The organism is Streptomyces sp. NPDC094448, from assembly GCF_044763775.1.
GTDB lineage: Bacteria > Actinomycetota > Actinomycetes > Streptomycetales > Streptomycetaceae > Streptomyces.
On record NZ_JBIWGU010000001.1, the window covers coordinates 753,354 to 775,386 of the forward strand.

15 protein-coding genes are annotated in these 22,033 nt (G+C 71.5%); 7 read left to right on the forward strand and 8 right to left on the reverse strand.

What is annotated here, in order from left to right:
• Positions 1-18: 18 nt before the first annotated feature.
• Positions 19-2,259 carry an OmpL47-type beta-barrel domain-containing protein gene (locus ACIQ9E_RS03080; protein ID WP_403701347.1) on the reverse strand — a complete coding sequence of 747 codons (2,241 nt, stop codon included), beginning with the start codon at positions 2,257-2,259 and terminating at the stop codon, positions 19-21.
• 71 nt (positions 2,260-2,330) lie between these two features.
• Positions 2,331-4,826, reverse strand: coding sequence for a ThuA domain-containing protein (locus ACIQ9E_RS03085; RefSeq protein WP_403700991.1), 2,496 nt, complete (start codon positions 4,824-4,826; stop codon positions 2,331-2,333).
• A 403-nt stretch (positions 4,827-5,229) separates the two neighbouring features.
• Between ACIQ9E_RS03085 and ACIQ9E_RS03090 the strand changes: the two genes are divergently transcribed.
• The 3 genes from ACIQ9E_RS03090 (at position 5,230) to ACIQ9E_RS03100 (ending at position 7,457) form a co-directional block, all read left to right on the forward strand.
• A complete protein-coding gene (locus tag ACIQ9E_RS03090) occupies positions 5,230-6,198 on the forward strand; it encodes a multicopper oxidase domain-containing protein (RefSeq protein WP_403701002.1) in 969 nt (322 codons plus the stop codon).
• Between the two features lie 112 nt (positions 6,199-6,310).
• Positions 6,311-7,102: a VOC family protein gene (locus tag ACIQ9E_RS03095; protein WP_403701005.1), complete on the forward strand. Its 792-nt coding sequence runs from the start codon at positions 6,311-6,313 to the stop codon at positions 7,100-7,102.
• Between the two features lie 103 nt (positions 7,103-7,205).
• Positions 7,206-7,457, forward strand: a complete 252-nt coding sequence (locus ACIQ9E_RS03100; RefSeq protein ID WP_403701008.1) for a WhiB family transcriptional regulator — start codon at positions 7,206-7,208, stop codon at positions 7,455-7,457.
• 31 nt (positions 7,458-7,488) lie between these two features.
• On the opposite strand, the gene ACIQ9E_RS03105 is transcribed toward ACIQ9E_RS03100, so the two are convergent.
• The 5 genes from ACIQ9E_RS03105 to ACIQ9E_RS03125 form a co-directional block, all read right to left on the reverse strand.
• A complete protein-coding gene (locus ACIQ9E_RS03105) occupies positions 7,489-8,463 on the reverse strand; it encodes an acyl-ACP desaturase (RefSeq protein ID WP_403701011.1) in 975 nt (324 codons plus the stop codon).
• A gap of 203 nt (positions 8,464-8,666) precedes the next feature.
• A complete protein-coding gene (locus ACIQ9E_RS03110) occupies positions 8,667-11,039 on the reverse strand; it encodes an ATP-binding cassette domain-containing protein (RefSeq protein ID WP_403701350.1) in 2,373 nt (790 codons plus the stop codon).
• 152 nt (positions 11,040-11,191) lie between these two features.
• Positions 11,192-12,982, reverse strand: coding sequence for an ABC-F family ATP-binding cassette domain-containing protein (locus ACIQ9E_RS03115; protein ID WP_403701014.1), 1,791 nt, complete (start codon positions 12,980-12,982; stop codon positions 11,192-11,194).
• Positions 12,983-13,371: 389 nt separating this feature from the next.
• Positions 13,372-13,794, reverse strand: coding sequence for an SsgA family sporulation/cell division regulator (locus ACIQ9E_RS03120; protein WP_403701017.1), 423 nt, complete (start codon positions 13,792-13,794; stop codon positions 13,372-13,374).
• A gap of 172 nt (positions 13,795-13,966) precedes the next feature.
• Positions 13,967-14,263, reverse strand: a complete 297-nt coding sequence (locus ACIQ9E_RS03125) for a YciI family protein (protein ID WP_403701020.1) — start codon at positions 14,261-14,263, stop codon at positions 13,967-13,969.
• A gap of 315 nt (positions 14,264-14,578) precedes the next feature.
• On the opposite strand from ACIQ9E_RS03125, the gene ACIQ9E_RS03130 reads away from it, so the two are divergent.
• From ACIQ9E_RS03130 to ACIQ9E_RS03145, 4 genes are all read left to right on the forward strand, one after another.
• Complete coding sequence (locus ACIQ9E_RS03130; RefSeq protein ID WP_403701023.1) at positions 14,579-15,277, forward strand: endonuclease V; 699 nt, start codon at positions 14,579-14,581, stop codon at positions 15,275-15,277.
• A gap of 161 nt (positions 15,278-15,438) precedes the next feature.
• A complete protein-coding gene (locus ACIQ9E_RS03135) occupies positions 15,439-16,638 on the forward strand; it encodes a CaiB/BaiF CoA transferase family protein (RefSeq protein ID WP_403701026.1) in 1,200 nt (399 codons plus the stop codon).
• Between the two features lie 394 nt (positions 16,639-17,032).
• Positions 17,033-18,253 carry an acetyl-CoA C-acetyltransferase gene (locus ACIQ9E_RS03140; RefSeq protein WP_403701028.1) on the forward strand — a complete coding sequence of 407 codons (1,221 nt, stop codon included), beginning with the start codon at positions 17,033-17,035 and terminating at the stop codon, positions 18,251-18,253.
• Positions 18,254-18,298: 45 nt separating this feature from the next.
• On the forward strand, positions 18,299-20,536 hold the full coding sequence (locus tag ACIQ9E_RS03145; RefSeq protein WP_403701031.1) for a 3-hydroxyacyl-CoA dehydrogenase NAD-binding domain-containing protein: 2,238 nt from the start codon (positions 18,299-18,301) through the stop codon (positions 20,534-20,536).
• A gap of 228 nt (positions 20,537-20,764) precedes the next feature.
• Here ACIQ9E_RS03145 and ACIQ9E_RS03150 read toward each other — a convergent pair whose 3' ends face one another.
• The gene (locus ACIQ9E_RS03150; protein ID WP_403701034.1) at positions 20,765-21,670 is read right to left on the reverse strand and encodes a MerR family transcriptional regulator; all 906 of its coding nucleotides are present in this window, start codon (positions 21,668-21,670) and stop codon (positions 20,765-20,767) included.
• Positions 21,671-22,033: the final 363 nt, after the last annotated feature.

The following is a 22,033-nucleotide window of genomic DNA, read 5'->3' on the forward strand; positions in this document are numbered from 1 at the left end:
GGCGGACGGAGCCGGGTGTCACAGCTCCTGGATCCGGATATTGCGGTAGGAGACCACATCGGTCGTGCCGTGGACCTGGAGTCCGAGATGGCCGATCGCGTAGCGGCGTCCGTCGGTGCCGACGTCACCCGCCCGCGGCGGGGCGAAGCTCTGCCCGGCCGTGTTCTCGAACCGGTTGACCAGCGCGCCGTTCCGGTAGACCGAGTACGACTGCCCGACCACCCGGATCTCGTAGTCGTTCCAGGTGCCCTTGGGCGTCACGCCCGCCCCGGCCAGGCCGACGCGGTCGAAGCCGTACACCGATCCGGTTTTGTACATATCGCCGTCGGGCCGGTCCAGGACCTGCACCTCGTGGCCGTATTTGATGGCGACCCACTCCGGGCGCGGCTCCTCCGGATTGTCGTGGACGTACGGGAAGCGGACGAAGACCCCGCTGTTGGCGTTGCCCGTGCCCGGGGCGTCGTCGCGCCACTGGAGCTTCAGCGAGAAGTCCCCGAACTGGGCCGCGGGGAACCAGAGCATCCCCAGCCCGCCCTTGGTGGTGCCGCTGGTCATCGACCCGTCGTCGTTGAGGGCGAAGGAGCCGCCGCCGACGTGCTGCCAGCGGTCGAAGGACTTCTTCGTCCCGTCGAAGAGGTCGCGGTAGCCGGTGTTCTGTCCGGGCTTCCCGATCCCGGACTGCTGGGCGGCCGCGTAGACCTTCCGGTGCTCGCGGGTGTCGATCACCCCGTCCTCCAGCAGCCCGTCGAGCACCTTGTCGACGTGCTTGAGGAAGAGCGCCTGCGAGGACCACGCCTTCTCGTCCTCGATCAGTTCGTTGACGGTGCAGCGGGAGCGGGTCATCCGGTTGGGCACCCCGGTGTCGACCGTACCGACGATCACGGTGAGCCGTTCGTCCCACTCGGGGCAGTTCGGGGCCGGAACCCCGCCGCCCTCCGCGAGCGTGAACGTCACCCTCAGCGCGGCGGAGGTGTTGCCCGCCTTGTCCGTCGCCCGGTAGTGGACGGTGTGGTAGCCGGTCCGGTCGACGGCCACCGGTGCGGTGTAGGCGAGATAGGGGCCCCCGTCGAGTGCGTACTCGACGCGCTCCACACCCGAGCCGCCGTGGTCGGTGGCGCTCACGGTCACCGTGGCCCGGTTCAGGTACGCCCCGTCGGAGTTCCGCTGCCCCGTGACCTCCGCGCCCGTCACGGGCGGTGTGGTGTCCGGTGACGGCGGGGTGACGACGGTGAACTCCACCGCCTTCGCGGCGGAAGCGTTGCCCGCCCGGTCCGTGGCCCGGTAGCGGACGGTGTGCGTGCCGACCCCGTGGACCATCACGGGGGCGGTGTACGGCTGCCAGGCGCCGTCGGCGCCGAGCGCGTACTCGACGGTGTTGACGCCGGAGCCGGTGTCGGACGCGGTGACGGTCACGGTCGCCATATCGAGATAGCGGCCCTGCCCGTCCTGTTCGCCGGAGACCGTGGCCGAGGTCTCCGGCGGGGTCCGGTCGTCCGTCGGCGGGGGCGCGACCTTGAAGGAGACGGACTTCTCGGCGGCCGTGTTCCCGGCCCGGTCGGTGGCGCGGTAGCGGATCCGGTGCTCGCCGACCGTGTTCACCACGACGGGCGCGGTGTACGCCTGCCAGGGGCCGTCGGCACCGGTCGCGTACTCGATGCGCTCCACACCGGAAGCGTCGTCGGTCGCCGTCACCGCGACCGTGGCGGTTCCGACGTACGCGCCTTCGGCGTTCCGGTCGCCCGTCACCTTCGCCTCGGTGACCGGTGCGGTGGTGTCCTCACCGGCGGGGTCGGAGACGGTGAGGATGCCCTGCATCGTGCCGTGGCCGGGGATCGTGCAGAAGAAGCGGTAGCGGCCGGGGGTCAGGGTGACCTCGGTGGTGTGCTTGCCGCCCCGGTCGTCGTTCGGATTGGCCAGGATGTTCAGCGGGACGTCGTTGTTGTACTCGGGGTCCGATACGTCGAACGTGAGCGTGTGCGGCATCCCGGTGGTGTTGCCCGATGCCCGGCTGTTCTCGAAGACGATCGTCGTCCGGCCCGCCACCGCGGTGGTGGGGAAGCTGAGATAGCGGTCGATCGGATCGCCCGCCGTCCAGGTCAGGGTCTGCGCCGCGGCGGGTGCTTCGGCCGTTTTCGCCGCGCCGCCGGCCGGGGTGCCGTCCGCGGCCCGGACGGCCGCCGTACCGCTGCCGGCCGCCGCGGTGGTACGGGCGGGTCCGCCCTGGCCGTACGCGACCGCCGACAGCAGCCCCACGACCATGGCGAACGAGGCCACCAGGGCCGTCCACAATCCGGCCGTTCCGCGTCTTCCCTTGGTGTGCCGCAGGATGCTCACCGTGCCGCCTTCCGTGCCAGCCGGTCCGCGGGCGGGGTGGCCTCGCCGCCCTTGTAGGTGATCTGCCAGAGCGCCGAGCGCGCCTCGGAGGTGAAGAAGCCGCGCCCGTAGTCGAGGACGTACAGCGAACCGTCCGGGGCGAACTTCCAGTCCATGAGGTTGCGGATGCCGTTCGCCCCGACCGGGACGATCTTCTTCAGGGATTCGGCGTGCACCGGGATCCCGCCCCGGCCCACGGTCTTCGGGTCGGTCAGAACGGCGTGCCGCGGCTGGTCGCCGTCGTAGAAGTCGCCCACGAACCATTTGCCGTCCCAGTACGAAGGCCACTTCACGGCGGAGCTGCTCGCCGCGTCGTAGCGGTAGACCGGACCGGTCATGGTCGCCTGCGCGCCGCCCTTGAGCCACGGCATCAGCAGCTTCTGCTCTTCGAGCTGGTAGCTGGGCACCCCGTTCGCGTCCCTCGGGAAGTCCGGCCCGCCGCCCTGCGGCGAGTACCAGATGGTGTTCGGGGTGACCGGTGGCAGATTCACCAGACCGTCGTTGTTCGGGGACTCGTTCTTCGGGGCCGCGCAGTCGTACCAGCCGAGCGGCTTCGCCGGGTCGGCGGCACCGCGGTCGCGGTAGGGCTGGTTGTTGCCCATGCAGAACGGCCAGCCGTGGTTGCCCGCCTTGGTGATCGCGGCGAAGGTGTCGTACTTCGCCGGGCCCCAGGTCGTGGACGGTGCTCCGGCGTCCGGGCCGACCCAGCCCGCGTACAGGACGTCCGTCTTCCGGTCGACGAAGATCCGGGACGGATTGCGGACGCCCATCACATAGATCTCGCCGCGGGTCTTCCCGCCGCCCTCGGCCGTCTCGTCACCGGTGAAGAGATTGCCCGCGGGGATCGTGTAGGTGCCGTTGGGCTTCGGTTTGATCCGGAGGATCTTGCCGTTGAGGTTGTTGGTGTTGCCGGAGGTACGGCGCGCGTCCGCGAAGGAGACGCCCTTGTAGTTCGGCTGCGGGTTGTTGCCCGAGTAGCCGTCGCTGAACCGCGAGGAGTTGTTGTCCCCGGTCGCGATGTAGAGGTTGCCCTTCGAGTCCCAGGCCATCCCGCCGCCCGAGTGGCAGCAGCTGTGGATCTGGACGGGCCACTCCAGCAGCACCTTCTCGCTGGCGAGGTTCAGTTTGCGGGTGGTGAAGTCGTAGCCGAAGCGGGAGACCCGGCGGTCCGCCATCCGGGTATCGCGGTTGATGTCGGAGTGCGGTGTGTAGTGGAGATACACCCAGCCGTTGGACGAGAACTGCGGGTCCAGCTCGATACCGAGCAGCCCCTCCTCGTTCTTGACCAGCTCGTCGCCGCCGCCCTTGTTGCCGAAGACGCTCAGCGCACCGGCCAGGGTGGTCTGCCGGGTCTTCGGGTCGTAGACGTGGATCTCGCCGTTGCCCTTGCCGATATCCGGGTTGTTCCAGTCGGTCACCACCGGCCGGGTGCTGTCGGCGCCGCCGCGGCCGATGTAGAACACCGTGCCGTCGGGGGCGGTGACCAGACCGTGGGGCTCGCCGATCTGGTCGTTCTGACCGGGCTGGTTGGGCTTGGTGACCCGTTCGGCGGTGTAGTTGGCGGTGATGGTGGCCTTGCAGTCGGCGCGGGAGAGACGGGACGTCCAGGCCAGGGCGCCGCGCAGATGGTCGCGGAAGTCGGTCTCGGCGAAGCTGTCGACCGTACCGCCCATCCCGGTGTAGAAGGACCGGCCGCCGTCGTAGTCGCGGCACCAGGAGACCGGGTGGTCCCAGCCGTTGGGCTTCGCGGCCGGGGTGATCGAACTCTCCTTGAGCCGGGCCACGGTGTGCACACTGCCCGACGGGTTGACCGACCAGTTGAACCACTTGTCCGGCCGCTTCCACTCCAGCGGCAGGGACGCGGTCGCCGGATGCTGCCGGTCGCCGACCTCGACCACGGCCCGCTGGACGGAGCTGGGCGCGCCCGTGGGCCGGGCCCCGATCAGCCCGGTGAACCAGTCGGAGTACGGCTCCGTACGCGCCGCGTCATGGACGCCGAGGAAACCGCCCCCGGCCTCCATGAAGGTCTCCAGGCCCGCTTCCTGCTCCGGGTCCAGGACATCGCCGCCGCCGGTCAGGAACACGACCGCGTTGAACTTCCCGAGCCGGGCGGCATCGGTGAACACGGCGGGATCGTCGGTGGCCTCGGTGGCGAACCGGCCCGCCGCCGGACCGGTGAGACCGATCGTCTCCACCGCCCGGATACCGGCGTCGACCAGCGGGGACTCCGCGGACGCCGAACCGTGGAAGACCAGGACCCGGACGTTCTTGCCGCCCGGTGGCGAAGGGAGGGACATCGTTGTCGCCCGGGGTTCCGGCGGAGTGCCGGCGGAAGCCGTCTCCACCCCGGTGAGCAGGGACGCGGTGAGGGCGCCGACCCCGAGGGCCGCCGCGACGGCGCCCCGGAAGGCGCCGGTTCGGGATCTTGACCGGTGATGTGGTGCGCGCTGCATGGGGTCACCCACTCCTCTGTGGTCATGACAACAGCCGACAGCAGCCGACGACAGCAAAGGAAGCTAGACCTCTTTTCGCGGTTCGCCAATAGGTATGACCGCGAAAGAACAAACTTTGTCCTGAGTGTGGATAAACAAAGATCCTCGGGCTACCGTATGGCCGTCCCCCGGCGGTGCCGTGTGCCCCGTTCGGGCATCCCTTCGGTCCCCTCGCGGTGTTTCCCGGCAATTCCCAGCGTCCCCCAGCGTTCCTGAGCGTCCCCAGGCGTCCCGAGTGACCTGGGCGTCCGCGGCGTTTCCAGGTGCCCGGGCACCCCGGGCACCCCAGACATCCCGGGCACCCCAACGTTCCACGTGTTCCCAGGCGTTCCCAGGCGTTCCCCGGCAGAGCGGAGAGTGCGGCATGGACAGACGGAGCTTCAACCGACGAGTACTGGCCGGCAGTGCGGCCGCGGCCGGGGTCACCGCGGTCCCCCTCGCCACGGGCGGCACCCCCGCCCAGGCCGGGCCGCTGGCCGCGATCCCGCCCCGGACCGCACCCGCCGGGGGCAAGGTGCGCCATATGAAGCTCTACGCCGAGAAGCTGGCGGACGGTCAGCTGGGGTACGGCCTGGAGAAGGGCAAGGCCACCATCCCCGGCCCGATGATCGAACTGAACGAGGGCGACACCCTCCATATCGAGTTCGAGAACCTCATGGACATCCCCGTCAGCCTCCATGTCCACGGTGTCGACTACGACATCAACAACGACGGCACCCGGCTCAGCCGCAGCCATGTGGAGCCCGGTGCCACCCGCACCTACACCTGGCGCACCCATGCCCCGGGCCGCCGCGCGGACGGCACCTGGCGCGAGGGCAGCGCCGGCTACTGGCATTACCACGACCACGTCGTCGGTACGGACCACGGCACCGGCGGCATCCGCAAGGGGCTCTACGGTCCGGTCGTCGTCCGGCGCAAGGGCGACATCCTGCCCGACAAGCAGTTCACCGTGGTCTTCAACGATATGACCATCAACAACAAGCAGGGCCACACCGGCCCTGACTTCCGGGCGACCGTGGGCGACCGGGTGGAGATCGTCATGATCACCCACGGCGAGTACTACCACACGTTCCATATCCACGGTCATCGCTGGGCGGACAACCGCACCGGCCTGCTGACCGGGGCGAACGACCCCAGCCGGATCGTCGACAACAAGATCACCGGCCCCGCGGACTCCTTCGGCCTCCAGATCATCGCGGGAGAGGGGGTGGGCGCGGGCGCCTGGATGTACCACTGCCATGTCCAGAGCCACTCCGATATGGGCATGGCGGGTCTGCTGCTCATCGCCAAACCCGACGGCACGATCCCCGGCTACGACCCGCCGCACCACTGATCCTCCCGCCCCCGGTGCACCCCGGGGCCCGGCGGCACCGGATGCGGGGGCCCGGGAGCGGCGGGAGACTGGGGACGTGGGGGAGCGTCCGACGCGCGGAAGGCGGAGCACCATGCTCAGCACGGATTACGTCCCCGGTTCACCCGTGTGGCTGGACCTCGGCACCCCCGATATCGACGCCGCCGCCGGGTTCTACGGCACCGTCTTCGACTGGGCGTTCCAGCCGGGCGGTGCCGAGGTCGGCGGCTACGGTCTCTTCCAGAGCGGCGGGAAGACGGTCGCCGGGGGGATGACCATCGCGCCCGAACAGGGCCCCACCTCCTGGAACATCTACTTCCAGACCCCCGACGCCAATGCCACGGCGGCAGTGGTCCGCGACGGCGGCGGCACCGTGCTGGTGGAGCCGATGGATGTGATGGACCTGGGCCGGATGGCGTGCTTCACCGATCCGCAGGACGCGTTCTTCGCCGTCTGGCAGCCCGGCACCAACAAGGGACTGGACGCGGTCAACGCCCCCAACACCCTGTTCTGGGTGGAGCTGAACACCTCGGACGTGCCCGGCGCCCTCGGTTTCTACTCGGAGGTCTTCGGCTGGGGAACCACGTCGATGCCGATGCCCGGCGGCGACGGCGCCGCGTACACGATGATCCACCCAGCCCGGAAGACCGCCGACGACATGTTCGGCGGGATCGCCCCGCTCGGCGGCGAAGGCGTACTGGACCGGCCGTGCTGGCAGCCGTACTTCTTCACCGAGGACTGCGATGCCACGGCGGCCAGGGCGACCGAAGCGGGCGGTACGGTACGGCTGGCGCCCGCCGATATGGAGGGCATCGGGCGCTTCGCCAACATCGCCGACCCGGCGGGCGCGCAGTTCTTTGTGATGACGCCCGCGCCCCGGGAGTGACCGAATTCCCGCCCAAGCCTTCCCATCAGGCATTTTGCGGCCGGTGAGGGCTGTTGATGCGTCGTTGATCAGGCGTTTATCGCGATACGCGACGGTGGTCGGCATGCAGAACACCACCATCGCCGCCGTCGAGGACCTCTCCTGGCAGGAGACGGCCCTCTGCGCCCAGACCGGCCCCGAGTTCTTCTTCCCGGCTCCCGGCTCCTCCACCCGTGAGGCCAAGCAGCTCTGCCGCGCCTGCCCCGGGCGGGTCGCGTGTCTGGAGTACGCGCTGGAGCACGACGAGAAGTTCGGGGTCTGGGGCGGGCTCTCCGAGCAGGAGCGGCACCGGCTGAAGTCGGGGCGGGCGGCCTGAGCCGCCCGCCCCGGAGGCCCGGCGGGGCGGGTCAGCCGGCGGCGCGGGCCGCCAGCCGGGCGCGGCGCGCGGCGAGCTTCTCGTCGAACTTCGTCGCCTCCGCGTTCAGCCCGTTCATGTAGAGACCCAGCTCCTCCTGGGCCTTCAGTCCGTCCGGACCGAGATCGCCGATCTCCAGCACCCTCAGGAAGCGAAGGACCGGCGCCAGCACGTCGTCGTGGTGGATCCGCAGGTTGTAGATCCCGCCGATGGCCATCTGGGCGGCGGCCCGCTCGAAGCCGGGGATACCGTGGCCGGGCATCCGGAAGTCGACCACCACATCCCGCACGGCCTGCATGGTCAGGTCGGGCGCCAGCTCGAACGCCGCGCTGAGCAGATTCCGGTAGAAGACCATGTGGAGGTTCTCGTCCGTGGCGATCCGGGCGAGCATCCGGTCGCAGACGGGGTCGCCCGACTGGTGGCCGGTGTTCCGGTGGGAGACCCGGGTGGCCAGCTCCTGGAAGGCGACGTACGCAACGGAGTGCAGCATCGAATGGCGGTTGTCGGACTCGAACCCCTCCGACATATGCGACATCCGGAAGGCTTCCAGCTTGTCCGGGTCGACGGCGCGGGAGGTGAGCAGGTAGTCGCGCATCACGATGCCGTGCCGGCCCTCCTCCGCGGTCCAGCGGTGCACCCAGGTGCCCCAGGCGCCGTCACGGCCGAAGAGGCTGGCGATCTCGTGGTGGTAGCTGGGGAGGTTGTCCTCGGTGAGCAGATTCACCACCAGCGCGATCCGGCCTATGTCGGTGACCTTCGACTGCTCGGACTCCCAGGCCACTCCGTCCTCGAAGAAGCCCGGGAAGTTGCGGCCGTCGCCGAACGGCACATACTCGTGGGGCATCCAGTCCTTGGCGGCCTTCAGATGGCGGTTCAGCTCCTTCTCGACCACCTCTTCGAGCGCGAACAGCAGCCGGGCGTCGGTCCACGCTTCCGAACTGCCGAGGTGGGGAGAGGTGATGGTCACGGGTGCTCCAGGGGACGGGAGAGAAGCCTGTGCGGGCAGACGATACCTACGGATTCGTAGGTTACGAGACCGTAGGTTAAGGGTGGGGTAAGCCTTCCACCAAGCCCGCTCCGGACCGAGCCGCTTACGTTTGGTGATATCCGCAGCTCAAAGGGGTTGTGGCAGGGTTTCGCCGGGGGAGCCGGAGAGGCATGTCACGTATCTCACGGGCGTGGCGGAGCCTCCGGAAGGGCCGGAAGGCCCACTGGAACAGCCTCCTCCGGGGAGGGCTGGGCGAGGCCCTGATCCCGGCGGAGGAACGCGGCCGTGAACGACCCCGGATGTGCCGCGAGCCGGTCCGGGGTCCCCTCGAAGACCAGCTCCCCGCCGTGCTTCCCGCCGTCGGGCCCCAGATCGACGACCCAGTCCGCCCGTTTGACCACATCGGTGTTGTGCTCCACGCAGATCACCGTGTTCCCGGCGTCGACCAGCCGGTCCAGCAGGGTGACGAGGGTGCCGACATCGGCCATGTGCAGTCCGGTCGTCGGCTCGTCCAGGACGTACACACTGCCCGTGCGGTGCAGTTGAGTGGCGAGTTTCAGCCGCTGCCGCTCACCGCCGGAGAGCGTGCTCAGCGGCTGTCCCAGGCTGAGGTAGACCAGCCCCACCTCGTCGAGCGCGGCAAGCCTGCGCAGCATCTGCGCTTCGCCCTCGAAGAACGCCGAGGCCTCCGCCGCGGTCATCCCGAGGACGTCGACGATCGACCGGCCGCGCACCCGGTGTTCCAGGACATGGTCCTGGAACCGCCTGCCGCCGCACGCCCGGCAGCCGGTGGTCACCGGATCCATGAACGCCAGATCGGTGTGGATGACGCCCCGGCCCGAACACTCCCGGCATGCACCGGACGAGTTGAAGCTGAACAGGCCGGGATCCACCCCGTTCTCCCGGGCGAAGATCCTGCGGACACCGTCCATCAGCCCCAGGTAGGACGCGGGTGTGGAGCGTACGGAAGCGGTGATCGCCCCCTGGTCGATCACGACGGCCTCGGGGTGGGCCGCGGTGAACACCTCCGACACCAGGGTCGACTTGCCCGACCCGGCGACGCCGGTGACCACCGTGAGCACCCCGGTGGGGAACCGTACGTCGATGCCCTTGAGGTTGTGGCGGTCGGCCGCTGTCACCGGAAGCCAGCCGGTGGCCGTCCGGAACTGCTTCTTCAGGGGGGTGCGGCGGCGCAGGCACCGCCCGGTGAGGGTGTCGGCCCGCCGCAGCCCTTCGAACGGGCCCTGGTAGACCACCCGCCCGCCCTCGGTGCCGGCACCCGGGCCCATATCGACGATATGGTCCGCGATCGCCATGACGTCGGGGTCGTGCTCCACCACCAGGACCGTATTGCCGCGGTCCCGCAGCCGGACGAGCAGGTCGTTGAGCCGGCCCACGTCACGGGGGTGGAGCCCCACGCTCGGTTCGTCGAAGACGAAGGTCAGTCCGGTGAGGGAGCTGCCGAGATGGCGTACCGTCTTCAGCCGCTGGCCCTCCCCGCCGGACAGGGTGGTGGTCTCGCGGTCCAGGGAGAGATAGCCGAGGCCGATCCCCACCACCCGCTCCAGCTTCTCCCGGGCGGCGGCCGCCACCGGCGCGGCCACCGGATCGTCGATCCGCGCCAGCACCTCGACCAGTTCGGCCACTTCCATCCGGGTCCAGTCGGCGATGGCCAGACCGTCGATCCGGGACGCCCGCGCCGCCGCGTTCAGCCGGGCGCCCCCGCATTCCGGGCAGGGCCGCTCGACGGTGAACCGGCCGGCCGCCTCCCGCCGCTTCTCGGACAGGGTCCCCGTATCGCGTTTGAGGAAGAGCCGGGTGAAGCGGTTGACGATCCCGTCGAACCGCATATCGGCCGAGCCCGTCTTCATCTCGATCCGGACGGAGAATCCGCTGCCGTGGAGGAGCAGCTCGCGCTCCTCCGGGGTGTACGCGCCCAGGGGTTTCGCGGTGTCGAACCGGCCGGACTCGGCATACAGCTTCCACTCCCAGGAGCCCACCGAGAGCCCGGGCAGCAGCAGGGCGCCCTCGTCCAGCGACTTCGTCCAGTCGATCGCCCGCTCGACATCCAGGGCGACCGTCCGGCCGAGCCCGTCGCAGACCGGGCACATACCGGTGGGGTCGTTGAAGGAGTACGCGGTCGCCGGACCTGCGGACGGCGTGCTGTGGCGGGAGAACAGCACCCGGAGGACGGAGTAGATGTCGGTCATCGTGCCGACCGTGGAACGGGCGTTGCCGCCGAGCGGTCTCTGGTCCACCACGATGGCCACGGACAGCTCGTCCATCCCGTCGGCGAGCGGCCGTTCGTACGTGGGCAGCCGGTTGCGGACGAAGGCGCTGAACGTCTCGTTGAGCTGGCGCTGCGACTCCACCGCGATGGTGTCGAAGACGACGGAGGACTTTCCGGAACCCGAGACACCGGTGAAGACGGTGATCTTGTTCTTGGGCAGGGTGAGGGAGATGTCGCGGAGGTTGTTCTCACGGGCGCCGGTGATGACGATCGCGTCGCCGCCGGACCCGGGGGACCGGGATGCAGGTGTACGGATCCCGGACATATCGGTCTCGGAGCGGAGGGTTCCGGGCGGACGGGCCGCCGGCTCCAAGGTCTCCGGCTCACCGGTCTCGGGCGGACAGAGCGCGGGTGTACAGAGCGCGGGCGTGCGGGTCTCAGGCGTACGGATCTCAGGCATACGGCCGACGCTAGACATCAAACCGGACAGGTTCTGTCGTGATTTCCTACGGGATCCCCAGGACCCCCGGGATTCCCGGCGGCCCCACGGTCACGCGAGGACCCCGGGCCGGGCAGCCGGTAGGCCGCCCGCCCCAGGGCCCGCCGCGCGCCCTGCTCCCGCGGCCGCGGTGCCCGCAGCCCGCCGCCGCGGACCTCCTCCGGATCGACGTCGTACAGCCCGCCGTCCAGCAGCAGCCAGCGGGTGATCCCGATCGACTCCAGGAACGGTACGTCGTGCCCGGCGACGATCAGCGCGCCCTCGTATGCGTCCAGCGCCGCCGTCAGCTTCCGGACGCTCGCCATGTCCAGATTGTTCGTCGGCTCGTCGAGCAGCAGCAACTGCGGCGCGGGCTCGGCCAGCAGCAGCGAGGCCAGCGCCGCCCGGAACCGCTCCCCGCCCGACAGGGTCCCTACCGGCTGGTCCGCCCGCGCCCCCTTGAAGAGGAAGCGGGCGAGCCGGGCCCTGATCCGGTTGACGGTCGCGGAGGGCGCGACCCGGGCTACGTTCTCGACGATGCTCAGTCCGTCGTCGAGCCCGTCCAGCTTCTGCGGCAGGAACCGCAGCGGAACCAGGGCCTCGGCGTCGCCTTCGACCGGGGCCAGTTCGCCCGCGATCGTCCGCAGCAGGGTGGTCTTGCCCGCGCCGTTCCGCCCCACGAGAGCGATCCGCTCCGGCCCCCGGATGCCGAACTCACCGCGCACCTCGGCGCCGTACGGCAGCCGCAGGTCCTTCAGCCGCAGCACCTCACGGCCCGGATGGACCGTGGTGTACGGCAGCTCGATGCGGATCTCGTCGTCGTCCCGGACCGCCTCCAGCGCCTCGTCCAGCCGCTCCCTGGCGCCGGCGAGCCGTTCGGCCTGGACCGCCCGGTGCTTTCCGGCGGACTGCTGGGCCGCGCCCTTGAGCGTGTTCGCCACGATCTTCGGCACCCGCTTCTCCACCTGCGCCTTGTGCGCGTACCGCCGCCGCTTCGCCAGTTTCGACTGCGCGTCGACCAGCTCGCGCTTCTGCCGCCGGACATCCGCCTCGGCGGCCCGGACCATCCGCTCGGCCGCCTCCTGCTCGGTGGCGACGGCCTCCTCGTACGCCGTGTAGTTCCCGCCGTACCAGACGACCTCGCCGTCGCGCAGATCCGCGATCTGGTCGACCAGCTCCAGCAGCTCCCGGTCATGGCTGACCACGACCATCACCCCGGACCAGGCGGCGACCGCGTCGTACAGCCGCCGCCTGGCGTACCGGTCGAGGTTGTTCGTCGGCTCGTCGAGCAGCAGGACGCCGGGCCCGGCCAGCAGCAGGGCGGCGAGCTTCAGCAGGACGCCCTCGCCGCCGGAGACCTCGCCGATCGTCCGGTCGAGCCCGATCCGGCCCAGTCCGAGCCGGTCCAGCGCCGCCCGGGCCCGCTCCTCGACGTCCCAGTCGTCGCCGACCGCGGCGAAGTGCCGTTCGTCGGTGTCGCCGCGTTCGATGGCGTGCAGTGCGGCCCGGGTGGCGGCGATCCCCAGCACCTCGTCCACCCGCAGCCCGGTGTCGAGGGTCAGGTCCTGCGGCAGGCAGCCGATCTCACCGACGGCGCGGACGGTGCCGCTCGCCGGGGTCAGCTCGCCGGACAGCAGCTTCAGCAGGGTGGACTTCCCGGAGCCGTTGAGCCCGATCAGCCCGGTGCGGCCGGGGCCGACCGCGAGCTGGAAGCCGTCGAACACCGGGGTGCCGTCCGGCCAGGAGAACGCGAGGTCGGTGCAGCTGAGATGAGTGGAAGCAGTAGTCATGGGGTCTCCTGTCGCAGAGGGCGCAAGCGGGCAACGGGGGAGACACCGGGTACGACGAGGGGGGAACGCGCCGGGGGAGAGGGCGGGATCAGCCGCGGGCGCGCCGCGGCAGCGGTCGCGGAAGGCCCGCGGGAGGAGAGGAGAAGGGTCCCGGCCCGGAAGAACGGCTCGAACGCCGAGGTCGCACGCGGAACGCCCGGCCGTCGCGGACGACGGGGGCGGACGGTGTCTCGGACCTCAGACCTTCAACGTTCTGCTCCGATCGGTGGCGACAGGGACACGACGACCGTAGCCCCGGGCGCGGCGGCCGGTCAACGCATTAAACCCACGGGCGGGCGGAGGCGGGGGGACGCCGGGGCGCGGGAAGGGGAGGCCGGGTCGTCGCCGGGTCAGCGGGCGTCGCGCAGCAGCCGGACCAGATCGTGGTCCAGGTCCAGATAGCGGGACTCCTGCCCGGACGGCACCACCCCCTGGACCCGGTCGAGGAACCGCCGCACCTCCGCAGTGCGGACATGGACGACGGCGACGCCCTCGGGCGCATGGAACTCGACGACCGTGCGGTCGTAGCCGTACGGCCGGATCCGGACATCACCGTCCCCCGCGGGCCGGTCCACCCCCGCGGTCAGCAGCTCCCGCGCGAACGCCCAGGCCAGATCGGTCCCCTCCAGCGTCGCATCGGCCGGGAACGCCATCCGTACGGCGTACGGATCGCCGGTCTCGTAGCGCAGCAGCGCCCGCACGGGCTCCGCGCGGGGCGCCGACGCCACGATCCTGGCATGCACGGGCTGCTCGATGACGGTGGCTGTGGACATGGTCCCCCCTGCTCCTGCGCGCGGCCCGCGGATGCCCTCTGACACCCGGAAGGACGTAGGGACCGGTGCTCCGGGTGCACTGCCGGGGTGCGTGACCTGCATCACTGCCGACAGGGGAGGGCAGGCGGAAACCGGAGCCGGACGGGAGGGAACCGTAACCGGAGCCGGACCGTCAGTTCGGCTGCTGCCGGTACGGCGCCAGCTCCGGAGCCGTACGCGTGGCGGTGAACTCGGTGATCCGGTACGCGCACACCCCGCCGGCCGTGAACGGATCGGCCGCCACGAGCTGCTCCATCCGGGCCCGGTCGTCGCCTACGGCCAGGATGATCCCGCCGTCCCGGGGGTTCTTCCGCCCGGACGCGATGAAAACGCCCTCCTCGAAGAGCCGGTCCACCCAGGCGATATGGGCGTCCATCAGGGCGTCGGCCCGCTCCAGCGGTGCGGTGTAGGTCAGTTCCAGTACGAACATGGCCGCCAGGCTACGACACCCGCGGCGTCCTTCCGCGGGCGGCGGGAGCCGGCCGCCCGCGGACGACGTGCCCCGCCCGGCCCGATCGGTCCGACCGCGCGGACGCGAAAGGCCCGTTCCGCCGGGGCGCGCGGCACCGGATCCGGCCGTCCCGGCTGCCGGAGGGTGGCCGGGACGAGCTGCCGGGTCCGGGTCCACGGGTACGGATGTGGTGCCGGGCCACCGACGACGGCCGATGCGGCCCGGAGTCCGGCGGCGGTGCACCGGGCGGCCCGTACCCCGCCGCAGACGACCCGCTGCGTAGGGTGGGCCGGCATGACGCTGATCGACATCCCCGACGGCTGGCCGCGCGACGAGGCGGGGGCGCGCGCCGTCCAGGACGGACTCCGCGACCGCGTGATCGCCGGTGAACCCGGCCCGCCCGTCGGCACGGGCCGCGTGACCGGGGTGGACGTCGCCTACGACGACGAGCGCGATGTCGTCGCCGCGGCCGCCGTCACCCTCGACGCCGCCACGTTCGACGTCGTGGCGCGGGCGACCGCGGTGGGGCGCGTCGCCTTCCCGTACATCCCCGGGCTGCTCGCCTTCCGTGAACTCCCCGCGGTCCTCGCCGCGCTGGAGGGTCTGGGCACCCCGCCCGGCCTCGTCGTCTGCGACGGCTACGGACTGGCCCATCCGCGGCGCTTCGGACTCGCCAGCCATCTGGGCGTCCTCACCGGACTCCGCACGATCGGCGTCGCCAAGAACCCGTTCGTCTTCCGCCACGACGACCCCGGACCGCAGCGGGGCGCGGCCGCGCCGCTGACGGACGGCGACGGCGAGGAGGTCGGCCGCGCCCTGCGGACCCGGACGGACGTGAAACCGGTGTACGTCTCCGTGGGCCACCGCACCGGCCTCGACGCGGCCTGCGCCCACACCCTCCACCTCACCCCGCGCTACCGCCTCCCCGAGACGACCCGCCTCGCGGACCGGCTCTGCCGCGATGCCCTGGCGGCGGCCGTACGGTCCCTCTGACCGCCGCCGGAACCGGCGCCCGGACGGGCTCCGCGCGCGGGCGCGTCGACCGGCCCGGTGAATCCGCCCGGCCGCTCCGGGCAAACCCTTGTCCGGAGTGGAACACGTTCTTACCATCATTGGTGTTACATCAGTTGTGTCACATCAATGCTGGGGGTCCGATGACACCGCCGACGATTCCGCCGACACCGGACACCGGCCCGCACAGCGGTCCGTCCACCGGCCCGCTCGCAGGGGTACGCGTCGTCGAACTCGCCGGTATCGGCCCCGGCCCGTTCGCAGCCATGGTCCTCGCGGACCTCGGCGCCGACGTCGTCAGGGTCGACCGGCCCGGCGGCGCCGGACTCGCCATCGACCCCGCGTACGACCTCACCAACCGCAACAAGCGTTCCGTGCTCATCGACCTCAAGGCGGACGGCGGCGCCGGGGCCGTACTCGACCTGGTCGAACGGGCCGACGTACTGATCGAGGGCTACCGGCCCGGGGTCGCCGAGCGGCTCGGTGTCGGCCCCGACGCCTGTCTGGCCCGCAACCCCCGGCTGGTGTACGGGCGGATGACCGGCTGGGGCCAGGACGGCCCCCTCGCCGACCGGGCCGGCCACGACATCGGCTATATCGCCGTCACCGGCACCCTCGGCATGATCGGCGGCGCCGACGAGGCACCCGCCGTCCCGGCCAACCTCGTCGGCGACTACGCGGGCGGCTCCCTCTACCTCGTCATCGGTGTCCTCGCGGCACTCCAGCACGCCCGCGCCGACGGCGGCCGAGGCCAAGTCGTCGACGCGGCGATCGTCGACGGCGCGGCCCATCTGGCCACGATGATCCACGGCATGATGGCCGCGGGCGGCTGGCAGGACCGCCGCGGCGCCAACCTCCTCGACGGCGGCTGCCCCTTCTACGGCTGCTACGAGACCGCCGACGGGCAGTACATGGCCGTCGGCGCCCTGGAACAGCGCTTCTACCACGAGTTCGTACGACTCCTCGGACTCCCCGACGACGCCCCCGCCCGGAAGGAGTTCGACCGCTGGGACGAACTGCGGGCCGCCGTCGCCGCCCGTTTCAAACAGCGGACCCGCGCCGAATGGACGGAGGTATTCGAAGGCAGTGACGCCTGCGTCGCCCCGGTGCTCTCGCTGCGCGAGGCCCCCGCACATCCCCAGCTCGCCGCCCGCGGCACCTTCGTGGAGCACGCCGGGATCACCCAGCCGGCCCCCGCGCCCCGCTTCTCCGCGACCCCCGTGGCGGTACGGAGCGGACCGGCGCTGCCGGGCGCGGACACGGAGTCCGTGGCCCGGGACTGGGGCCTGCCCGCCCACGCCGTACCGGAAGCATCCGAAGCACCAGGCCCCACCGCGGGCTAGGTCATGTCCGGGCGATCTTCGAGGGTCAGCCCGCGGCTCCCCCAGTCCTGCGGCTGGGTGGTGCCCCCGGATGCGGTGCATCGCAAGGCGGAGGATCGTCCTCGTACGCATGGGGGTCCCCCCGCGCCCGGAGGGCTGCGGGGGAGTACTTGGATGACTCCGACAACGCAGCGTGGGGGTACCACCCGGGCCGCCAGGCCCAGGGGGAGTGCCGTAGCTGTCGTCGCGGGCCCGACAAGATCGCCCGGACAGGGCCTGAGCGCCCGCAGCCGCACCCCGTCAACCCGTACCCGTCTCCGCACGACCGTCCCCGCCCGCCCCACCGGCGTGAGAGCGCGCCGGCCGCCCGGAACGCCGGCCACCGGCGTCCCGCCGCTTCCGAAAGGCAGTCGTCTTGAGCACCGAAGCGTATGTGTACGACGCGATCCGCACCCCGCGCGGGCGCGGCAAGGCCAACGGCGCCCTGCACGGCACCAAGCCGATCGACCTTGTCACCGGCCTGATCGGGGCCCTGCGCGACCGGCATCCGGGGCTCGACCCGGCCGCCGTCGACGACATCGTGCTCGGTGTCGTCGGCCCGGTCGGAGACCAGGGCTCCGACATCGCCCGGATCGCGGCGATCGCGGCCGGGCTCCCGGACACCGTCGCCGGGGTCCAGGAGAACCGCTTCTGCGCCTCCGGTCTGGAAGCCGTCAACATGGCCGCGGCGAAGATCCGTTCCGGCTGGGAGGATCTGGTGCTCGCCGGGGGCGTCGAGTCCATGTCCCGGGTCCCGATGGCCTCCGACGGCGGCGCCTGGTTCGCCGACCCGATGACCAACCACGCCGTCGGCTTCGTCCCGCAGGGCATCGGTGCCGATCTCATCGCCACCATCGAGGGCTTCTCCCGCCGCGACGTCGACGAATACGCGGCGCTCTCCCAGGAGCGGGCCGCCGCCGCCTGGAAGGACGGCCGTTTCGACCGCTCCGTGGTCCCGGTCCGCGACCGCAACGGCCTGCTCGTCCTCGACCGGGACGAGCATATGCGCCCCGGCACCACCGCCGACTCCCTCGCCGCGCTGAAACCCTCCTTCGCGGGCATCGGAGACCTCGGCGGCTTCGACGCCGTCGCCCTCCAGAAGTACCACTGGGTCGAGAAGATCGACCATGTGCACCACGCGGGCAACTCCTCCGGCATCGTCGACGGCGCGGCACTCGTCGCCATCGGCACCAAGGAGATCGGCGAGCGGTACGGGCTGGCGCCCCGCGCCCGGATCGTCTCCGCCGCCGTCTCCGGCTCCGAGCCGACCATCATGCTCACCGGACCCGCGCCCGCCACCCGCAAGGCCCTCGCCCGCGCCGGACTGACCATCGACGACATCGACCTCGTCGAGATCAACGAGGCCTTCGCGGGCGTCGTCCTGCGCTTCGCCCGGGAAATGGACCTCTCCCTCGACCGGATCAACGTCAACGGCGGGGCGATCGCCATGGGACATCCGCTGGGCGCCACCGGCGCGATGATCCTCGGCACCCTCGTCGACGAGCTGGAACGCCAGGACAAGCGGTACGGCCTGGTGACGCTCTGCGTCGGCGGCGGGATGGGCATCGCCACCGTCGTCGAACGCGTCACCGCCTGAACCGCCGCCCCTTCCGACTTCCGCCGCCACCCGGAGACCGCAGCCATGACCACGAGCACATCCACCGCCGGCCAGTCCCCGCTTCCCGCCCCGGACCCGGCGCAGCCGCCGTCCGCCGCCATCCGCTGGGAGGCCGACGGCACCGGCGTCGTCACCCTTGTCCTCGACGACCCCGGCCAGTCCGCCAACACCATGAACCAGGCGTTCCGTACGGCGATCACCGCGGTCGCCGAACGCGCCGAGGCCGAACGGGACTCCATCCGCGGCATCATCGTCACCTCCGCGAAGAAGACCTTCTTCGCCGGCGGCGACCTCAAGGATCTGATCCGGCTGGGCCCGGACGACGCCCAGCAGGTCTTCGACATGGGCATGGCCGTCAAACACGCCCTCCGCCGGATCGAGACCCTCGGTGTTCCCGTCGTCGCCGCCGTCAACGGCGCCGCGCTCGGCGGCGGTTACGAGATCGCCCTCGCCTGCCACCACCGCATCGCCCTCGACACCCCCGGATCCCGGATCGGACTGCCCGAGGTCACCCTCGGCGTGCTCCCCGGGGCGGGCGGGGTGACCCGGACCGTACGCCTCCTCGGCATCGCCGACGCCCTGCTGAAGGTGCTCCTCCAGGGCACCCGCTACACACCGCGGCGGGCCCTGGAGAACGGCCTGGTCCACGAACTCGCGGAAACGCCCGGCGATATGCTCGCCAAGGCGCGGGCCTTCATCGACGCCCACCCGGAGTCGCGGCAGCCGTGGGACGAGAAGGGCTACCGCATCCCCGGCGGCACCCCCGCCACCCCCCGCTTCGCGGCCGATCTGCCCGCCTACCCGGCCAACCTGAAGAAGCAGACCGGCGGCGCGCCCTATCCGGCGCCCCGCAGTATCCTCGCCGCGGCCGTCGAGGGCTCCCAGGTCGACTTCGAGACCGCGCAGACCATCGAGGCCCGCTACTTCACCGAACTGGTGACGGGGCAGACCGCGAAGAACATGATCCAGGCCTTCTTCTTCGACCTCCAGGCCGTGAACACGGGCGCGGGCAGGCCGCGGGAGTTCGAACGGCGCACGGTGGCGAAGGCCGCCGTGCTGGGCGCGGGGATGATGGGCGCGGGTATCGCGTACGCCTGTGCGCGGGCCGGGATCGACGTCGTCCTCAAGGACGTTTCGGTCCGGGCCGCCGAGCGGGGCCGGGCGTACTCGGCGAAACTGCTCGACAAGGCGGTCGCCCGGGGCCGTACCACCGAGGCCGAACGGGACGCGGTGCTGGCCCGGATCACCCCGACCGCCTCCCTCGACGACCTCGCGGGCTGCGATGCCGTCATCGAAGCGGTCTTCGAGGACACCGGGCTCAAACACCGGGTTTTCCAGGAAGTGCAGGACGTCGTCGCCCCCGACGCCCTGCTCTGCTCCAACACCTCGACCCTGCCCATCGGCAGCCTCGCCGAAGGCGTCGCGCGACCGGCCGACTTCATCGGGCTCCACTTCTTCTCACCGGTCGACAAGATGCCGCTGGTGGAGATCATCAAGGGGCGGGAGACCGGGGACGAGGCCCTGGCCCGTGCCTTCGATCTGGTCCGGCAGCTCAACAAGACGCCGATCGTGGTCAACGACTCCCGCGGCTTCTTCACCTCCCGGGTCGTCGGCCGCTTCATCAACGAGGGCGTGGCGATGGTCGGGGAAGGCGTCGACCCGGCGTCCGTCGAACAGGCCGCGGCGCAGGCCGGGTATCCGGCGAAGGTGCTCTCCCTGATGGACGAGCTGACGCTCACCCTGCCGCGCCGGATCCGCGGCGAGGCACGCCGGGCGGCCGAGGAGGCGGGCGGCACCTGGGTGCCGCATCCCGCGGACGCGGTCGTCGACCGGATGGTGGACGAGTTCGGCCGCACCGGGCGTGCCGGGGGAGCGGGCTTCTACGAGTACGGGGACGACGGCGCGCGCACCGGGCTCTGGCCGGGGCTGCGGGAGCATTTCACCCGGCCGGATGCGGACGTCCCGTTCGTGGACATGCAGGAGCGGATGCTGTTCTCGGAGGCGCTGGACTCGGTGCGCTGTCTGGAGGAGAGCGTGCTGACGTCGGTGGCCGAGGCGAACATCGGCTCCGTGATGGGCATCGGCTTCCCGGCCTGGACCGGGGGCGTGCTCCAGTACATCAACGGGTACGAGGGCGGGCTGCCGGGCTTCACGGCGCGGGCCCGGGAGCTGGCCGCGCGGTACGGGGAGCGGTTCGAGCCCCCGGCGCTGCTGGTGGCGAAGGCGGAGCGCGGCGAACGCTTCACGGACGGGGAGGGGTAGCGGGCCGGGATCCGGGGGCCGGGGGCCGCGAACGCGGAGCCCCGGGCTCGGCGCCCGGACGCGGAGTACCGGAACGGAGGTCCCGGGGGTGACGGTCCGGTTCCGGATCCCGCCCCCGGTGGCCCCGATGGCCCCGGTGGCCGTCGGTCCCGAGCGGGAACGCGACGCCGGGCCGGCGGCCACCGGGCCGTGCCTGCCCACCGGCCCGGCGGCCCGCCGCTCAGGGCCTCAGTCCCCGGCCGCGGTAGCGGAGGCCCCGGAGGACCCGGCCGCGTCGGGTCCGAACGCGGCCCGCAACTCCTCCTTCAACGACCGCTGGAAGGCGGTGACCAGGGCCTGGACGACGAGCGGCCGGATCGGCGCGGACAGGGTCCGCATCGCCTCGGCCCGCTCCGCCCGCCCGGCACCGTCCGGTCCCGCGCAGCCGCCCTCCGGTCCGGGATCTGCGGGCTGCGCTCCTCCGGCGCCCCCGGTCGCTCCTTCCGCCCGGTCCGTTCCTGCACCTTCCGCCTCCCGGTCCCGGTACGGCTGCCATACCTCGTCCCGGAACAGCCGGGTCAGTTCGTGGGCCACGGAGCGGGTGTGCTCCAGCAGGACGGTGCGGGCGGCGAGGATGGTCTCGTACGGGATCGGCACATCCAGCAACTGCGCGGCGAGCCGGAGCAGGCCCGGATCGACGCGGTACGTTCCCGGTTCGGGGCCGCGCGCCACGGCGCCCATCGCGTCCAGCCTGCCGATGTCGTCGTCGCCGAGCCCCCGGCCCAGCCTGCGCTCCAACTCCTCCCGTGCGACCACCTCGGCGGAGTCCGGCAGCCAGGAGGCGACCAGCGCGCGGTGGATCGCCAGATCCTGCGCGCCGATGTCCGGCGGTAGCTGCTCCAGATAGCGTTCGACGGCCGCCAGGGTCATGCCCTGGCGCTGCAACTCCTCGATGAGGGCGAGCCGGGACAGATGCCCCGGGCCGTAGTGGCCGACCCGGCGGGGGCCGATCACCGGTGGCGGCAGAAGTCCGCGGGTGCCGTAGAAACGGATCGTCCGGACCGTCACACCCGCCCGCGCGGCCAGCTCGTCCACCGTCAGCGGCGGCTCGTCCGTGCCGTCGGACCCGGGGGTCGCGGTGGTGCCGGTAACCATGCTGTGCCTCACTCTCCCGGTCGTCGTCCACAGCCCGGGTGGAACAGTATTGCTGTCTCACCGGTGCTGTTGAAAGACGGTGGAGGGCGCGGGAGAAGGGGCGGAGCCCCGCCCCCCTCGCGGTGGGGGCGGGGCTCCGCCGGGCGCGGCTCCGCGCGGCCGGGGTGGGCGCACACCCCGGTGGTGCGGTGCGGGGCCCTGGAGGATGGTCCGTGGGGGGAAGCGGCTCCTTGCCGGGGATCGGGGGTGAGGTGTGTCCGTGCGTTCATACGGAGAACTGCGGAGGTGCTTCGAGAGGAGGTGTTCCGGGTGGAGACGACCTTTCGGAGAGGTGGTTCGTGCGGGGGATTCCGGCCCGCCCGT

What these genes read in the sequence shown, in the direction of transcription:
- ACIQ9E_RS03080 (WP_403701347.1), bottom strand. Translation starts at nt 2,259, where the DNA reads ATGGTCGTGGGGCTGCTGTCGGCGGTCGCGTACGGCCAGGGCGGACCC.
- ACIQ9E_RS03085 (WP_403700991.1), bottom strand. Translation starts at nt 4,826, where the DNA reads ATGCAGCGCGCACCACATCACCGGTCAAGATCCCGAACCGGCGCCTTC.
- ACIQ9E_RS03090 (WP_403701002.1), top strand. Translation starts at nt 5,230, where the DNA reads ATGGACAGACGGAGCTTCAACCGACGAGTACTGGCCGGCAGTGCGGCC.
- ACIQ9E_RS03095 (WP_403701005.1), top strand. Translation starts at nt 6,311, where the DNA reads ATGCTCAGCACGGATTACGTCCCCGGTTCACCCGTGTGGCTGGACCTC.
- ACIQ9E_RS03100 (WP_403701008.1), top strand. Translation starts at nt 7,206, where the DNA reads ATGCAGAACACCACCATCGCCGCCGTCGAGGACCTCTCCTGGCAGGAG.
- ACIQ9E_RS03110 (WP_403701350.1), bottom strand. Translation starts at nt 11,039, where the DNA reads ATGTCCGGGATCCGTACACCTGCATCCCGGTCCCCCGGGTCCGGCGGC.
- ACIQ9E_RS03115 (WP_403701014.1), bottom strand. Translation starts at nt 12,982, where the DNA reads ATGACTACTGCTTCCACTCATCTCAGCTGCACCGACCTCGCGTTCTCC.
- ACIQ9E_RS03120 (WP_403701017.1), bottom strand. Translation starts at nt 13,794, where the DNA reads ATGTCCACAGCCACCGTCATCGAGCAGCCCGTGCATGCCAGGATCGTG.
- ACIQ9E_RS03125 (WP_403701020.1), bottom strand. Translation starts at nt 14,263, where the DNA reads ATGTTCGTACTGGAACTGACCTACACCGCACCGCTGGAGCGGGCCGAC.
- ACIQ9E_RS03130 (WP_403701023.1), top strand. Translation starts at nt 14,579, where the DNA reads ATGACGCTGATCGACATCCCCGACGGCTGGCCGCGCGACGAGGCGGGG.
- ACIQ9E_RS03135 (WP_403701026.1), top strand. Translation starts at nt 15,439, where the DNA reads ATGACACCGCCGACGATTCCGCCGACACCGGACACCGGCCCGCACAGC.
- ACIQ9E_RS03145 (WP_403701031.1), top strand. Translation starts at nt 18,299, where the DNA reads ATGACCACGAGCACATCCACCGCCGGCCAGTCCCCGCTTCCCGCCCCG.
- ACIQ9E_RS03150 (WP_403701034.1), bottom strand. Translation starts at nt 21,670, where the DNA reads ATGGTTACCGGCACCACCGCGACCCCCGGGTCCGACGGCACGGACGAG.